This window comes from Aureimonas sp. SA4125, from assembly GCF_019973775.1.
Lineage (GTDB): Bacteria > Pseudomonadota > Alphaproteobacteria > Rhizobiales > Rhizobiaceae > Plantimonas.
The window spans coordinates 2,871,204-2,886,545 of sequence record NZ_AP025032.1 but is presented as its reverse complement, the minus strand read 5'-3'; the positions used below and the strand labels follow the sequence as shown (position 1 = coordinate 2,886,545).

Here is a 15,342-nt window from a genome sequence, read left to right as displayed (position 1 = left end):
TGGGAAGGGATCAGACCGTGACGAAGCGCGACAGGTCCTTTGCCGCGAAGTCCGATTTCGGGACGCGGGCACTGGCGCGCCCCCGCTCGATGGTGACGGCGGCATCGGCGAGGCCGAGGGCGAAGTCGACATATTGCTCGACGAGAAGGACGGTGATGTCGCCCCTGAGGCGGGCGATGACGTCGCCGATGACCTTGACGATCGAGGGCTGGATGCCTTCCGTCGGCTCGTCGAGGACGAGAAGTCTTGGCCGCGTGACGAGCGCCCGGGCGAAGGCGAGCTGCTGCTGCTGGCCGCCCGAGAGCTGGCCGCCGGTGCGCTTCCAGAACTCGGTGAGGATCGGGAAGGAGGCCAGCACTTCCTCGATCGTGCCGTCCTGGTCATGGCCGTGCGCGCGGGCGGCGGCGAGGACGTTCTCGCGCACCGTCAGCTCACGAAAGATCTCGCGCCCCTGCGGGACGTAGCCGATGCCGGCGCGCGAGCGCTTGAAGTTCGGCCAGCGCGTGATGTCGGTGCCGTCGAGAAGGATGGTCCCGGCGCTCGGCTGAAGAAGCCCCATCAGGCATTTCAGGATCGTCGTCTTGCCCGCGCCGTTGCGCCCGAGAAGCGCGACGCATTCGCCGCTCTCCACCGTCAGCTCGATGCCGCGCAGCGCCTGGGCGCTGCCATAGTGCTGGTCGAGGCCCTTGATTTCCAGCCTCATCGTCAGCGCCCGAGATAGACGTCGATGACGCGCTCGTCGCGGCGGGCGCCTTCCATCGGCCCCTCGTAAAGCGAGCGGCCCTCGTGCATCACGGTGACGCGGTCGGCGATCTTTTCGACGAAACCCATGTCGTGCTCGACGACGACGATGGCGCGGCGGGGCGAGCGCAGGGAGCGCACGAGATCGGCCGTGCGGGCGCGCTCCTCGTCGCTGAGGCCGGCGACCGGCTCGTCGAGGAGGAGCACTTTCGGCTCCGACGCCAGCACCATCGCGATCTCCAGCCATTGCTTTTCGCCGTGGGAGAGCCCCCCGGCCTTGTCGTCGGCGCGGTCCAGGAGGCCGACGGCCGACAGCGTCGCGGCGACGGCGGCGGCATCGCTCGCCTTTCGCCGGTCCAGCAGCCAGAAGCCCGCGGCCCGGCCGATGGCGACGTTTTCGCGAACCGTCAGCGCCTCGAAGACGCTCGGCTTCTGGAATTTCCGGCGAATCCCCGCGCCTGCGATGTCCGCCTCGGACGCCGTCGTCAGTTCGGTTCCGCCGTCGAGCGTCACCGTTCCGGCGGCGGCGCGCGTCACGCCGGAGATGACGTCGAGGAGCGTCGTCTTGCCGGCGCCGTTCGGGCCGATCACCGACTGAACCTCGCCATAGTTGATCACGAGGGAGAGCTGGTCGATGGCGCGGAAGGCGCCGAACTGCACGACCAGCCCGTCGACCACGATGGCCGCGCCGCTCATGCGCCTCGCTCCCGGAGGAGGGTTCGCCGAAGTGACTCCAGCGTCCGGCCCCGGCCGCGGCGATCCCCGAGGCGCGAGATTTCGCGACCGGCGTCCGAAAAGCCGTTCGGCAGAAGGAGGACGACAAGGACGACCAGCCCGGACAGGATGAAGGGCCAGAGCTCGGGCGCGCGCGTCGCCAGCCAGAACTTCAGGGCGTTGACGAAGATCGCGCCGAGCACCGCGCCGGTGAGATAGCCCCGGCCGCCGATGGCGACCCAGACGGCGATTTCGATCGACAGCTCCGGCGAGAGGAGCCGCGGGTTGATGATGCCGACCTGCGGGACGTAGAGCATGCCGGCGACGGCCGCGAGGACGGCGGACAGGCACCACACCGAGAGTTTCAGCCACAGCGTGCGGTAGCCGAGCGTGCGCAGCCGCACTTCGTCGTCGCGGCAGGCGAGGACAAGCCGGCCGTAGCGCCCCGTCATCAGCCAGCGCAGTCCGAGGAGGGCCGTCAGGAGGACCGCCAGCGATGCCGCCGTGAGGCCGACGGTGAGGCCCGCGGAGCCGACGGGAAATCCGAAGATCACGGAAAACCCGGTCATGCCGTTGTTGCCGCCAAAACCCGTGTCGTTCCGGAACATCAGCAGCATGGCGACGTAGACGAGCGCCTGGGTGATGATGGCGAAATAGACGCCGCCGACCTTGGAGCGGAAGGAGACGTAGCCGAACAGGAAGGCGACGGTACCGGAGACGAGGACGACGAGGAGGAGCGCATAGGGAAAGCTCTCGAGACCCCACCAGAAGGCGGGAAACTCGCTCCAGCCCATGAACTGCATGAAGTCGGGCACGACCCCGCTGACCGCGAAGCCGTGCTTCAGGAGATGCATGGCGGCGATGTAGCCGCCGATGGCGAAGTAGAGGCCGTGGCCGAGGCTGAGAATGCCGGCAAAGCCCCAGATCAGGTCGAGCGCCAAAGCGAGCAGCGCGAAGGCGGCGAGCTGGCCGACGAGGTTGACGAGATAGGGCGACAGGCCGAGCGGTCCGCCGGCGAGGGCTCCGCCGAAGACGAGGATCGCGGCCAGCCCGGCGGCGACGAGGGCGGTGACGGTCCTGAAACCGCCATCGCCGCCGAAGCGGCGGACGAGGCCGGGCGAGGCGGGGAGGGCGCCGGCCGGTGTGGTCGCGGCGCTCACTTGCGACGCCCCGGCGCCGGGAACAGGCCCTCGGGCCGCCACTGGATGAAGGCGATGATGAGGAGAAGCACGATCACCTTGGCCGCCACCGCGCCGTAGAGCGGCTCGATCATCACGTTGATCTGGCCGATGCCGAGCGAGGCGATGAGGGTGCCGCCGATCGTCCCGACGCCGCCGAGGACGACGACCATGAAGCTCTCGATGATGAAGTTCGTCCCCATCAGCGGATTGACGTTGTAGATCGGCGCCAGCGCGAGGCCGGCGAGGCCCGCAAGGCCCGAGCCGAGGCCGAAGGCGAGCCGGTCGACGCGGCGGGTCGGGATGCCGATGCAGCCGGCCATGTCGCGGTTCTGCGTGACGGTTCGGATGTTGAGGCCAAGGCCCGTCCGCTGCAGCACGAACCAGGCGAGCGCCAGCACTGCGGCGGCAAAGACGATCGCAAACAGCCGGTTGTAGGTGACGATGAAATCGCCGACGAGCGTGAAGCCGCCCGTGACATAGGAGGGCGTGACGAACTGCAGGTTCTGCGTGCCGAAGGTGACGCGCACGAGATTGATCAGGAAGAGCGAGACCGCCCAGGTGGCCAGCAGCGTCATCAGCGGCCGCCGGTAGAGATGGCGCACGATCGTCGCCTCCACGAGAATGCCGAGGAGGGCGGTGACGAGGAAGACGAAGGGCACGGCGATGATGAGGTAGAAGTCGATCAGCCCCGGAGCGACGCTGCGGACACCCTCCTGCACCATGAAGGCGGTGTAGGCGCCGAGCATGATGAATTCGCCCTGGGCGAGGTTGATGACCCCCATCAGGCCGAAGATGACGGCGAGGCCGAGCGCGGCGATGAAGAGGATGCTGGCATAGCTGATGCCGTTATAGGCGACCGACAGCACCGAGCTCAGCTTGACCCAGAAGCTGCTGTCGGCGATCGCCGCGTCGACCGTGTCGCGGAAGGCCGTGTCGGTGCCGTAGGCCGGGTCCTCGCGCAGGGTTTCGAGACGCAGCAGCGTGCGGCGGTTGGGCTCTGCGGCAAGGCCGGCGATGGCCGCCAGCCGCGCCGGCATGTCGGGCGAGGAAAGCGCGGCGATCACCGACAGTTCGGCGATGGCGTCCCGCTCTGCCGTCGTCGCCGCAAGGTCCGTGGCGCGCGCGAAGACGGTGGGCGGGACCGCGTCCGGCCGACGCGACAGGAGCGCGAGGGCGCGCTGGCGGCTGGGCGCGTCTCTGGAGCTGAGAAGCGTCAGCGCGGCCTCGAGATTCTCGACCGCCCCACGGCTACGGAGGTTCAGGACCGGCGTGCGCGGCGATCCTGGGGGGGAGACTGTCGCTCCGGTGACGGCGTCGGTCGCGGCCCCGGCCGTGAGGATGAGCCCACCGGGCTCAACGCAGCGCAACTGCCGCGCGCCGAGTGCCGCGACGATGCCGGCCATCCAGGTCACATCTTCCGGCGACGCGGCGGCAAGGCTTTCGAGGCCGCCAGCGATGGCCTGCGCCATCGGCCCCGCGCCACCGCAGAGGCCGGCGACGAAACCGGGTCGATCCAGCGCCGCCGCATCGGTGCCTTGGGCGCGGGCGGCTCCGGAAAATCCGGCGACGGCGATGAGGAAGACGGCTGCCGCGAGACGGCCCCATCGGTCGAGGAATTTCTGCAATCGCTGTCTCCGGCACCCCCGAGGGGATGCGTTGTGCCTGCTGCGATATCCGCGCGCTGCGTTGCCGGCGACCAACGGCCTTCGCGACCCGCTTGGACCGTCCGGCTGGCTCATGCTTCCGGGAGGCCCGAGGTGGAGGAGACGCCCTGGCGGGCAAGCGCCTCGCAAAGCCTTCTTCAGCCGAAGGTGCTGAACGGCTCGGGCTTCGGCGTGCCTTCGGACTGCCAGAGGATGTCGAAGGACTGCTGGGCATTCAGCGACCCGATGAAGACGCCGCGGCTGACATAGTTGTTGTCCGCCGTCATCGCGATGTCATAGCCGGACGGGTCCTTGAAGCCGATGCCGGCAAAAGCGCTGCGAACTTCCGGCACGTCGAAATTGCCTGCCTTCTCGGCGGCCATGGCCCAGAGCTTCACGGAATCATAGGCCGAGACCATCGGGTCGATGACGACGTCGGGCCGGTAGGGCACGTTGTTGGCGCCGACATAGGCGGCCCAGTCGGCCTTGAACTTGTCGTTCTCCGGCGCTTCAACGGCCTGCAGATACGCCCAGCAATTGAGGTGGCCAACGAGCGCCGCGGTGTCGAGGCCCTCGAAATCGGCCTCCAGCGCGTCGAGACCGAGCACCGGCACGTCGGTCGCGAGGATGCCCTGGTTGGCGAATTCGCGGAAGAAGTCGGGAATGGAATTGCCGACCGTCGTCAGGATGACCACGGGCTGGCCGCCCGTCCCGTCGGCGAATTCTCGGATCTGGTTGACGAGGGTCTGGAAGTTGGAGAAGCCGAAGGGGACGTACTCCTCGCGGATCGCGGCCGGCTCGATGCCCTTGGAGGCGAAGTAGCCCTTCAGCTGCTTGTTGATCGTGCGCGGCCAGACATAGTCGGAGCCGAGCAGGAAGAAGCGCTTGGCGCTGACGCCGTCCTCGCTCATCAGATAGTCGACGGCCGGCAGTACCGAGCTTGCCGGCGGCGAGTTGACGTAGACGACGTTTTTGGAATTCTCGTCGCCCTCGAAATGCAGGGGATAGAACAGGAGGCCGTCGTCCTGCTCGACGACGGGCAGGACGGATTTGCGCGACACCGAGGTCCAGCAGCCGAACAGGGCCGCGACCTTCTCCTGCTGCAGCATCTGCCGGCCGGTCTGGGCGTAGAGCGGCCAGTCGGAGGCGGGATCGGAGACGATCACCTCGACGGTCTTGCCGAGGACGCCGCCCGCGGCGTTCAGCTCGGCCGCCGCCATCTTCACGACGTCGTTCAGGCGGCCCTCGATGTTTGCCATCGTCCCCGAGGACGAGAACAGGCAGCCGAGCTTGACCGAGCCGTTCTGGGCGAGCGAGGGGCGGATGAGCCCCGGCATGGCCAAGGATCCGGTGATCCCGGCCGCCACCAGACCGCTGGTGCGAAGGAAACTACGCCGCGAAAACTTGTTCATCGAGCCACCTGACCTTGTCTCTGTCGACTATGGGCCAAGCTTATCTCTAAGAATAAAACCTGCAAGATCAAAGTTTTAGCATGCATGCGCAAGAAGTGGTCAGTCGATGTGCGTGTCGGGGACTTGCGGCAATTTTGCCAGAAAGACCACGCCAGTACATGTCCTGCGCTCTGCCGCAGAGCCCGGCGCGGTGCTTTCGGTGACCTGCCACGTCTTCCGGTGTCTCGGCTGTCGCCAAGGATTGAGGGTGGTATGGTCGCTCGGCTAGACGATCGCGTCGCTCGTCAAACGCCGGACGATGCGGTTATCGTCCGGCCGGCGATCCGCAGCCAGGACCCTCTCGATGAATGATTGCTTGCCCACAGCCTTCGATCTCACCGGCCGCGTGGCGCTCGTCACCGGCGCCAGCCGCGGCATCGGCGCGGCGATCGCGGTGGCGCTCGCCAAGGCCGGCGCGGACGTGACGGCCACCGCGCGCGACGCCGGAGACCTTGCCGCGACGGTGGCGGCGATCGAGGCGGCCGGCCGGCGCGGCTTGCCGCTGGCGCTCGACGTCACCGATGTCGCTGCCATGCCCGCCGCCTTCGCCGCGATCGAGGCCGGTTTCGGCAGGCTCGACATTCTCGTCAACAATGCCGGAACCGAGGAGGTGCGGCCGTCTCTCGAGGTCGACGAGGCGCTGTGGGACAAGATCGTCGACACCAACCTGAAGGGCGCGTTCTTCGTCGCCCAGGGCGCGGGGCGGCTGATGGCGAAGGGCGGCGGCGGCAGCATCCTCAATCTCTGCTCGGTGACCTCCTTCGTCGGCATTCCGACGGCGGTACCCTATGGCGCGTCGAAGACGGGCCTTCTCGGCATGACGCGGGCGCTCGCCGCCGAATGGGCGCCGCTCGGCATCCGCGTCAACGCGATCGCCCCCGGCTATTTCCGGACCGCGATGACGGATGGGTTCTATGCCGACGAGGCCTGGGAAACGGGCATGCGGGCGAAGATCCCGATGGGCCGCTTCGGCCGGATGGATGATCTCGGCGACGTCGCGGTGTTCCTCGCCTCGGCAGCGTCGGGCTATGTCACGGGGCAGTGCCTGACGGTCGATGGCGGCCTGCTGGCCTCGATCTGAGGGCGGCGAAGCCGCCGACCGGCGGGTGACCCATGGAACGCCCTTGCCGTGATCTGCGTCATTTCCGCGCCTGCCTCGTCTTGATGCAGCGAACCGAACCTGTATAGACTTGTCTAGGTGTCTCGGCCCTGTCGGCCGGACGAAGCGCAGGCGTTGTGAATGGCCATTTCGGACAAGCACGCTGAAATCGCCGTGTCAGTGCGCCATGTCGACATGGTCTACAACGGTCAGCATGCCGTGGCCGACGCCTCGTTCGAGCTGCGCCGCGGTCGGTTCCTCACCATCCTCGGCCCGTCCGGCTCCGGCAAGACCACGCTGCTGCGGATGATCGCCGGCTTCCAGGCGCCGACTTCCGGAGAAATCGCGATCAACGGCCGGCAGGTTTCGGCCGAGCCGCCGCACAAGCGCTCGATCGGCATGGTGTTCCAGAAGCTGGCGCTGTTCCCGCACCTTACCGCTGCCGAGAACGTCGCCTTTCCCTTGAAAATGCGCCGTTTCGATGCGCGCGAAATCCCGGCGCGGGTGGGGCGCTATCTCGATCTCGTGCAACTCGGCGGCTATGGCGACCGGCGGATCCACGAGCTCTCGGGCGGCCAGCAGCAACGTGTCGCCATCGCCCGGGCGCTGGTTTTCGAGCCGGACCTGCTCCTGCTCGACGAGCCGCTGGCGGCCCTCGACCGCAAGCTGCGCGAGGAGACGCAGCTGGAATTTCGCCGCATCCAGCGGGAACTCGGCGTCACCACCATCAACGTGACGCACGACCAGCGCGAGGCGCTCGTCGTCTCCGACGAGGTGATCGTCATGGACAAGGGCCGCATCCAGCAGATGGCGGAGCCGACCGTCACCTACCGCCAACCCGCGACGGCCTTCGTCGCCGATTTCATCGGCGTCACCAACAGGCTGGACGCGCGCGTCGAGGCCCTGACGCCGGATTCGGTGGCCCTGCGCATCGGCGACATGATGGTGTCCGGCCAGGCGGCAGGCAAGGCGCCCACACCGGCCGTCGGCGCTGCCGTGGTCGGGGCGCTGCGCGCCGAGCAGATCCGCATCGCGCCAAACGCCGAAAGCCTCGCCGGGCTCGAAATCCGGATCACCGGCACGGTCGAGGACATGATCTTCGAGGGCGAGCGGGTCGTCTACCAGGTCGCGGTACCGGCATTCGGTGGCCTTACGCTCAGCGTCTTCGACCACGATCCCGCAGGCCATGCCCCGCGGCCGGCCGGCAGCACGGTCGCGCTTGGCTGGAACGCCCGCGATCTTCTCGTCTACCCAACCTGAAACCCCAACCCAAGGAGACCCGCATGGCCGATGGCAATAGACTGATCGAACTCTCCCGCCGCCGCTTCCTCGCCGGCTCCGCCGCGCTGGGCTCCTTCGCCGGAGCCTCGGCGCTTGGCCTCGGCCGTGCCTTTGCGCAGGAGCCGGAAAAGCCGACGGAGATCATCGTGCGCGCCTGGGGTGGCAGCTGGGTGGACGCCCTGAAGGCCGGTGTCTCCGACTCGTTCACCAAGGCGACCGGCATCGCCGTCCGGCACGACCTCACCGAGGACAACGAGATCCAGCCGAAGGTCTGGGCGGCCGTGGCGCAGAAGCGCGTGCCGCCGATTCACATCAACTGGGACACCACCACCAATGCCACCAAGTCGGCGCTGCGCGGCGTCACCGAGGACCTGTCGGATCTGCCGAACCTGAAGGACGTCACCGATCTGGCCAAGCCCGTGGGTCTCGACGGTTTCCCGATCGTCAACACCTATGGCTATGTCTACGTCCTCGCCTACCGTCCCGAAGCCTTTCCGGACGGCCCGCCCACGTCCTGGAAGGCGATGCTCGACCCGAAGTTCAAGGGCCGCATCGCGCTCTACAATGACGGCATCGGCTTCCACTTCCCGGCCCAGGTCGCCGGCGGCGGCACGCTCGAGGACATTCCCGGCAACATGCAGCCGGCCTGGGACTTCATCGCCAAGATCAAGGAGCAGCAGCCGCTACTCGGCGAGGATCCTGACTTCACCACCTGGTTCCAGAACGGCGAGATCGATCTCGCCTGCACGATCTCGACCAATGCCCGCGAGGCCAAGAAGAACGGCATCAACGTCGCCTGGGTCGTACCGGAGGAGGGGGCGAAATTCGACACCGACGGGCTGTGGATCCCGAAGGGCCTGCCGGAGAACGAGCTGTACTGGGCCAAGCAGTACATCAACCACGCGATCACCAAGGAGGCCCAGCAGGTCTGGCTCGACGGTCTCGGTCTGCCCGGCGTCGTGCCGGGCCTGACGCCGCCGGCCGATCTCGTCGGCGACGCGTCCTACCCGACGAAGCCTGAGGATTTCGAGAACCTCATCCGCATCTCGTCGAAGATCCAGGTGGAGAACGAGAGCGACTGGTTCGGCAAGTTCAAGGCGATCATGCAGGGCTGATCCTTCGCCCGGGACCTGTCGCCACCGGCGGCGGGTCCCCCTTATCCCGACCGGAAACCTGCATGCCGCTTCGTCCCGCCCGCCGCGCCTATCCGTTGTCCTGGCGCGTCCTCGATGCTCTCGAGGCCGCGGCCGGCGCGGTCTGGCCGCGCTCCTTCGCACCGGGACTGCCGTACCTGATGCTGCTGCCGGCGGTGCTGCTGGTCGGCCTGCTCGTCCTCGGCCTCGTCGAGATCGCCGACCTCAGCCTGCGCACGCTCGATACGTCCACCTTCCTGCCGTCCGAAGACTGGTCACTCGCCAACTATGCCCGCGCCGTTTCCGAGCCGCTGTTCTTCACCGTTGCGCTTCGCAGCCTCGGCGGCGCCCTCCTGGTCACGGTGGTGACGCTGGTCCTCGCCTTCCCCTATGCCTATCTGATGGTCCGCACGCCTTCCAAGGGCCTGCGAAAATTCCTGCTGATCGCGCTGTTTCTGCCCTTCTTCATCGGACAGGTGGTGCGCGCCTATGGCTGGCTGATCATCCTCGGCAACCAGGGTCTGGCCAACGAATTCCTCGGCCTGTTCGGGATCGGCCCGATCCGGCTGTTGTTCAACTACTGGGCCGTCCTGTTCGGCCTGGTGCAGTACATGCTGCCCTTCGCCGTGCTGATGCTCGCCCCTGCGCTGACCGCGATCCCCGAGGAGATCGAGGCCGCCGCCGGCTCGCTCGGCGCGAGCTGGGTCAAGGTGTTCAGCCATGTCGTCATCCCCATGGCGCGGCCGGGCTTCATCGGCGCCGGGCTCGTGGTGTTGACGCTGTCGCTGACCGACTTCGCCATTCCCGCCATTCTCGGCGGCGGTGGTCAGGATTTCATCGCCAATGCGATCTACGACCAGTTCTTCCGCACCTCCGACCAGGGCATGGGCGCGACGCTGACGGTGCTGCTCGTCCTCGTCGGCTCGGCTCTCGTAGGCGCCGTGTTCGCCCTGTTCGGCGCCGGCACGCTGGCGCTCGGAGCCAAGCGTTGAGCACGCCGCGCAGCAAGACGTGGACGATCAACGGTTTCGTCGTCCTGGCGCTGCTGATCCTGTCGGCGCCGACGCTGGTCGTGCTCGGCGCCTCATTCACCTCCGGAAACCTCATCACCTTCCCGCCCGACGGGTTTTCGCTGAAGTGGTACGCCAAGGTGTTCGCGGCGAGCGACCTTCGCCAGGCGTTCCTCCGCTCGCTGCAGGTCGCGGTGATCTGCACGGCCTTGGCCATCCCGGTCGGCACGCTCGCCGGCCTTGCGCTGGTGAAATACCGCGTGCGCTTCGGCCAGGCGCTGCAGATCTACCTGCTCCTGCCCTTCACCATCCCGCTGATCGGCTCCGGCATCGGCCTGATGCTGGTGTTCGGCGAGGCGGGCGTGCTCGGCTCGCTCTGGCCGGTGGGCGTGGCCGCCTGCGTCATCAACTTGCCCTTCATGATCTGGGCGGTGACCGCCAGCGCCGCCTCGCTCGTTCCCGACCTGGAACTGGCCGCCGCGAGCTGCGGCGCGCCGCCGCTGCAGGCCTTTCTGTTCGTGACGCTGCCGGCGGTGACGCCGGGCGTGATTTCGGGATCTCTCCTGATGTTCATCCTGGCGCTCAACGAGTTCCTGGTCAGCCTGCTCCTCGTCGACGCGCGGATCGTCACGCTGCCGGTGCAGATCTACAATTCCATCCGCTCGATCATCACCCCGGACCTTGCCGCCATCTCCGTGGTGTTCATCGCCTGCGCGGCCGCGGCGATCTTCGCGCTCGACCGGCTGGTCGGCCTCGACATCTTCCTGAAATCCAAGTGACAGGCATTCCCATGTCCCACTGCTCCTTCCACGATCTCTCGACGCTCGATGCCAAGGGCCGTGCCGCGTTGACGAAGCGCTCCGAGACGGATCTCTCGAGCTTCGTCGAGCGGGTGAAGCCGATCATCGAGGCGGTGCGCACCGAGGGCGACGCCGCGCTGCTGCGGTTTGCGCGCGACTTCGACAAGTCGGAGGTGAAGCCCGGCGAGATCAAGGTTTCAGAGGCCGAGTTCGACGCCGCCTTCAAGGCCGTCGAGCCTGACGTCGTCGAGTCCATCCGCTTCGGCATCGACAACATCCGCCGCTTCCACGAGGAGCAGAAGCCGGAGCCGATGTGGTTCAAGGAGATGCGGCCCGGATCGTTTGCCGGGGATCGCTGGACGCCGATCCAGTCCGCCGCGCTCTATGTGCCGCGCGGCAAGGGCGCCTTTCCCTCGGTGACGATGATGACCAGCGTGCCTGCGGTGGTGGCGGGCGTTCCGAACCTCTGCATCGTTACCCCGCCGACGCCGGACGGTTCGGTCGACGCCGCCACGCTGGTCGCCGCGCGCATCGCCGGCGTCGAGACGGTCTACAAGGTCGGCGGCGCGCAGGCGGTGGCGGCCGTTGCCTACGGCACCGAGACGATCTCCCCGGTGCTGAAGATCGTCGGCCCCGGCTCGCCCTTCGTCGTCGCGGCCAAGAGCCTGCTCTCGGGCGTCATCAATACCGGCCTGCCGGCCGGACCCTCCGAGGCGATCATCTTCGCCGACGAGACCGTCGACGGCGCGCTTGCCGCGCTCGACGTCCTGATCGAGGCCGAGCACGGGCCGGATTCCTCCGCCTACATCGTCACCCACGACCGAAAGGTGGCGGAGGCTGCCATGGCCGCGCTGCCCGGCTTCTGGGAAGCGATGACCGAGCAGCGCGTCGGTTTCTCGAAAACCGTGCTGCAGGGCGCCTATGGCGGCATCATCCTGACGGCCTCGCTGGAAGACAGCTACGCCTTCATCAACGACTACGCGCCCGAACACCTCGAAATTCTCTCGACCGAGCCGTTTCGCCATCTCGGCCGGATCACCGAGGCGGCGGAGATCCTGATGGGACCGCACACGCCGATCACCCTCGGCAATTTCGTCCTCGGCCCCAATGCCGTGCTGCCGACCAGCCGCTGGGCACGCACCTACGGCCCCCTGTCGGTGACCGACTTCCTGAAGCGCTCGTCGATCGGCTACGTCACTTCCGCGGGCTATCCGGAACTGGCGCTGCACGCCCGAAGGCTCGCCCGCTACGAAGGATTCTCCAGCCACGAGAACGCCATCTCGGATATGCGCGACGCGCTGCTGGCGGGCAAAGGCTGATGAGAGCGGCGCGGCTCCACGCTGCCTGTGACATCCGCGCCGAGGAGATCCCGGCACCGCCGGCACCAGGACCCGGCGAAGTGTTGCTGGCGGTCGAGGCGGCCGGCATCTGCGGCTCGGACCTGCACAATTTTCGCACCGGCCAGTGGATCAGCCGCGCCCCCTCGGTCGCGGGCCACGAGCTGGCGGGCCGGGTGATCGCCGTCGGAACCGGGGTCGAGAATTTCGCGCCGGGCGACCGCGTCGTTGCCGATTCCCGCGTCTGGTGCGGCGCCTGCGGGCCTTGTCGCAGCGGACGACAGCAGTTCTGCGAGAACCTCGGCTTCGTCGGCGAGGTCTGCGACGGCGGTTTTGCCGAACGGGTTCTGCTGCCGGCGAGGCTGCTGCATGCCGTCGATGCCGGCCTCGATCCCAGCATCGCCGCCTTGGCCGAGCCGCTCGCCGTGGCCCTTCATGCCGTCTTGCGCCTGTCGCCCGCGCCGGGTGCGGCGGTGCTGGTCGCGGGATGCGGACCGATCGGCGGGCTTGTGGCACTGCTGCTCTCGCTTCGCCACGACGGGCCGATTCTGATCGCCGAGCGCCATGCCGGACGCGCCGCGCTGGTCGCCGAGGTCACCGGCGCGCGGATCGTCACGCTCGATGCGGAGAGCATTTCAGCCGCCCTCGGGGGCCGCCCGCTGATGGCCGCTGTCGACGCGACCGGCCAGATTCCCGTGCTGACCGCCTTGCTGGAAACGGTCGCCGGCGGCGGCAGGATCGCCCTTGTCGGCATCTTCCACGCAAAACTCGATCTCGATCCCAACCGGCTGGTCGAGCGCGGCATCGCCCTTTTCGGTTGCCACGCCTTCGCGGACGAGATGGCGGAGGCGGCAGCGCTGCTTCCGGAGCTGGCACCACGATTGCGCCGCTTCGTCGCCGAGGAGATCGCCATCGGCGCCGTGCCGGAAGCCTATGCCAGACTGCTGGCCGGGCAGGGCGCCGGCCTCAAGACCATCGTCCGGCCGGCGCTGTCATGAGCGTCCTGCGCGAGGCGGCGAGCCCGCTCTACGAGAAGGTGAAGGTCTACGTTCTCGCCGAGATCGAGAAGGGCGCCTGGGCCAGCAATGACCGCTTGCCCTCGGAAAACCAGCTGGTGCAGTCGCTCGGCGTCTCGCGCATGACCATCAACCGTGCGCTGCGCGAGCTGACCATCGAGGGCGTGCTCGTCCGCGTCCAGGGCGTCGGCACCTTCGTCGCGGCGCCAAGACCACGCTCGGCGCTGCTGGAGATCGCCAACATCGCCGCTGAAATCTCTGCCCGTGGCCATGTGCACCGGGCCGAGGTGCTGGCGCTCGACCGGTTCGTGCCGGCGTCCGACATCCTCGCCTCGTTCGAGTTCTCGAACCCCCGTGTGGTGCTGCATTCGCTGGTGCTGCATTTCGAGGACGGGCGTCCGGTGCAACTCGAAGAGCGCTTCGTCAATCCGGACCTTGTGCCCGACTACGACCGTCAGGATTTCACCGCCATGACCACCTACGACTACCTGCAGGGCGTGACGCCGCTGACCGAGCTGGAACACGTCATTTCCGCCATCGCGGCCGATACCGTGAGCGCCGGCCATCTCGGGATCGCGCCGGGTGAGCCCTGCCTTCTCCTGCACCGGCGTACCTGGACCGGCCCCACGGTCGCCACCGTCAACCGCCTGACCTATGCCGGCAAGCGCTACTCGCTCGGCAGCCGCTACAGCCTGGAGACGCGACCATGACGGTGACCTTTGCCAGCATCGGCGACGCCCGCCGCGCCGCCCGGCGCCGGCTGCCGAAGATCTTCTTCGACTACATCGACGGCGGCTCGTCGGCCGAGGAGACGCTTTGTGCCAGCACCGGCGACTTCAGCCGCTGGCAGCTGGAGCAGCGGGTGCTGGCCGGCGTCCAGCCGCGGCAGCTGGCGACCGACTTCCTCGGACGCCGCAACGCGCTGCCGTTCATGCTGGGCCCCGTGGGGTTCCTCGGCCTCTTCGCCGGCAGGGGCGAGATCCTCGCCGCCAGGGCCGCGCATGCTGCGGACATTCCGGCCTGCCTTTCCAACTTCTCCATCGCCTCGCTCGCCGACCTCCGGCATGCCGGCTGCAACGGCCCGCTGCATTTCCAGCTCTACGTCCTGAAGGACAGGGGGCTGGCGGAGGAATTCGTCGCGGCGGCGGAGGCGGCTGGCGTCGATACCCTGTTCCTCACCGTCGACACCGCGGTCACCGGCGTGCGCGAGCGCGATGCCCGCAACGGGTTTCGCGCCGTCACCCGCATCGGACCGCGCATGGGCCTCAGCATGGCGCTGCGGCCGGCCTGGTGTCTCGACATGATCAGGGCGGGAAAGCCGGGCGTCGGCGCGGTGCGCGGCCGGACGGAGTTCGGCGCGGGCATCCTCGAACAGGCCGCAACGCTGTCGCGGCTGATCGATCCGGCCCTGTCCTGGGATGACGTCGCCTGGCTGCGCCAGCGCTGGAAGGGGCGGCTGGTGATCAAGGGCATCCTCCACGCCGACGACGCGCTGCGCGCCCGCGATGCCGGGGCGAATGCCATCGTCGTCTCCAACCACGGCGGGCGCCAGCTCGACGGCGCGCCGTCGACGATCGCCGTCCTGCCGGAAATCGTGGACGCGCTCGCCGGGGACCTGGAAGTGGTTGTCGACGGCGGATTCCGGCGCGGCACCGACATCATCAAGGCCATCGCCCTGGGCGCGTCCGGCGTCATGCTGGGCCGCGCCTACGCGTTCGCCGTTGCGGCAGGCGGCGAGGCGGGCGTCGCCCGTGCCATCGATCTCCTGCGCGCGGAGATCGATGTGACCCTCGCGCTGATGGGCCTGTCGTCAGTGGACGAACTGAAGGCCAAAGGGCGCAGCGTTCTGCGAAAACCCTGCTGAGGGGCCGCTTGGGCTGCCCAGCGCCACTGGAGGGCCTTCGTTATGGCGGGACCCGTCCCGGGGCTTTTCGAG

14 protein-coding genes are annotated in these 15,342 nt (G+C 68.0%); 9 read left to right on the top strand and 5 right to left on the bottom strand.

Going from position 1 to position 15,342, the window contains the following annotated elements; all coding sequences use genetic code 11:
* Nucleotides 1-10 precede the first annotated feature (10 nt).
* From Sa4125_RS13590 to Sa4125_RS13570, 5 genes are all read right to left on the bottom strand, one after another.
* Complete coding sequence (locus tag Sa4125_RS13590) at nucleotides 11-703, bottom strand: ATP-binding cassette domain-containing protein (protein ID WP_223998586.1); 693 nt, start codon at nucleotides 701-703, stop codon at nucleotides 11-13.
* 2 nt (nucleotides 704-705) lie between these two features.
* Complete coding sequence (locus Sa4125_RS13585; RefSeq protein ID WP_223998585.1) at nucleotides 706-1,437, bottom strand: ATP-binding cassette domain-containing protein; 732 nt, start codon at nucleotides 1,435-1,437, stop codon at nucleotides 706-708.
* Nucleotides 1,434-2,615 carry an urea ABC transporter permease subunit UrtC gene (gene urtC, locus Sa4125_RS13580; protein WP_345944274.1) on the bottom strand — a complete coding sequence of 394 codons (1,182 nt, stop codon included), beginning with the start codon at nucleotides 2,613-2,615 and terminating at the stop codon, nucleotides 1,434-1,436. Before urtC ends, Sa4125_RS13585 begins: the two co-directional genes overlap by 4 nt.
* A complete protein-coding gene (gene urtB / locus Sa4125_RS13575; RefSeq protein WP_223998584.1) occupies nucleotides 2,612-4,261 on the bottom strand; it encodes an urea ABC transporter permease subunit UrtB in 1,650 nt (549 codons plus the stop codon). The genes urtC and urtB overlap by 4 nt, the downstream gene beginning before the upstream one ends.
* Before the next feature lie 176 nt (nucleotides 4,262-4,437).
* On the bottom strand, nucleotides 4,438-5,691 hold the full coding sequence (locus tag Sa4125_RS13570; protein WP_223998583.1) for an urea ABC transporter substrate-binding protein: 1,254 nt from the start codon (nucleotides 5,689-5,691) through the stop codon (nucleotides 4,438-4,440).
* Nucleotides 5,692-6,034: 343 nt separating this feature from the next.
* Here Sa4125_RS13570 and Sa4125_RS13565 point away from each other — a divergent pair, with 343 nt between their 5' ends.
* The 9 genes from Sa4125_RS13565 to Sa4125_RS13525 all read left to right on the top strand — a co-directional run bounded on the left by Sa4125_RS13565 (nucleotide 6,035) and on the right by Sa4125_RS13525 (nucleotide 15,270).
* Nucleotides 6,035-6,811 (top strand): glucose 1-dehydrogenase, encoded by a 777-nt coding sequence (locus Sa4125_RS13565; RefSeq protein ID WP_223998582.1) that lies wholly within the window; start codon nucleotides 6,035-6,037, stop codon nucleotides 6,809-6,811.
* A 159-nt stretch (nucleotides 6,812-6,970) separates the two neighbouring features.
* Entirely contained in the window at nucleotides 6,971-8,089 is a 1,119-nt protein-coding gene (locus tag Sa4125_RS13560) for an ABC transporter ATP-binding protein (RefSeq protein WP_223998581.1), read from the top strand.
* A 23-nt stretch (nucleotides 8,090-8,112) separates the two neighbouring features.
* Nucleotides 8,113-9,225 (top strand): PotD/PotF family extracellular solute-binding protein, encoded by a 1,113-nt coding sequence (locus Sa4125_RS13555; RefSeq protein WP_223998580.1) that lies wholly within the window; start codon nucleotides 8,113-8,115, stop codon nucleotides 9,223-9,225.
* Between the two features lie 62 nt (nucleotides 9,226-9,287).
* The gene (locus Sa4125_RS13550; RefSeq protein ID WP_223998579.1) at nucleotides 9,288-10,235 is read left to right on the top strand and encodes an ABC transporter permease; all 948 of its coding nucleotides are present in this window, start codon (nucleotides 9,288-9,290) and stop codon (nucleotides 10,233-10,235) included.
* Nucleotides 10,232-11,032, top strand: a complete 801-nt coding sequence (locus tag Sa4125_RS13545) for an ABC transporter permease (protein ID WP_223998578.1) — start codon at nucleotides 10,232-10,234, stop codon at nucleotides 11,030-11,032. The genes Sa4125_RS13550 and Sa4125_RS13545 overlap by 4 nt, the downstream gene beginning before the upstream one ends.
* 11 nt (nucleotides 11,033-11,043) lie before the next feature.
* Complete coding sequence (hisD, locus tag Sa4125_RS13540) at nucleotides 11,044-12,372, top strand: histidinol dehydrogenase (protein ID WP_223998577.1); 1,329 nt, start codon at nucleotides 11,044-11,046, stop codon at nucleotides 12,370-12,372.
* Nucleotides 12,372-13,388, top strand: coding sequence for an alcohol dehydrogenase catalytic domain-containing protein (locus Sa4125_RS13535; RefSeq protein WP_223998576.1), 1,017 nt, complete (start codon nucleotides 12,372-12,374; stop codon nucleotides 13,386-13,388). The genes hisD and Sa4125_RS13535 overlap by 1 nt, the downstream gene beginning before the upstream one ends.
* A complete protein-coding gene (gene hutC / locus Sa4125_RS13530) occupies nucleotides 13,385-14,116 on the top strand; it encodes a histidine utilization repressor (RefSeq protein WP_223998575.1) in 732 nt (243 codons plus the stop codon). Before Sa4125_RS13535 ends, hutC begins: the two co-directional genes overlap by 4 nt.
* Nucleotides 14,113-15,270 (top strand): alpha-hydroxy acid oxidase, encoded by a 1,158-nt coding sequence (locus Sa4125_RS13525; protein WP_223998574.1) that lies wholly within the window; start codon nucleotides 14,113-14,115, stop codon nucleotides 15,268-15,270. The genes hutC and Sa4125_RS13525 overlap by 4 nt, the downstream gene beginning before the upstream one ends.
* Nucleotides 15,271-15,342 lie beyond the last annotated feature (72 nt).